Annotated in this window: 1 pseudogene; it reads left to right on the top strand. The window is 61.6% G+C overall.

The features are described from left to right. Positions 1-219 (top strand): annotated as a pseudogene (locus tag JN414_RS16730) (hypothetical protein); the annotation flags it as partial.

Genomic DNA, 219 nt, shown 5'->3' with positions numbered 1-219 from the left:
CTTTGTCAGTCAGGCGTTTGATCTGGACCGGGGCCTTTCTCTGTCCGCCACCGGCCTGGGGGCCAGTTCCTCCTACGGGTCTCTGACCTTTCTGAACCCGACCGGCATGATGGATGCGGTTCTGACGGGGCGGATCAATGACCGCCTTCCGGTGAGAATCAACCGGGGCCTGAAGACGCCCGATCCTGTCCGGGGCCTTCTGAAAGATCCGTCGTCAGA

The sequence above is a fragment of the Gluconobacter sp. Gdi genome, from assembly GCF_014132155.1.
Taxonomy (GTDB): Bacteria; Pseudomonadota; Alphaproteobacteria; order Acetobacterales; family Acetobacteraceae; genus Gluconobacter.
The sequence above is the reverse complement of the archived record's forward strand: the minus strand, read 5'-3'. Positions and strand labels throughout refer to the sequence as shown.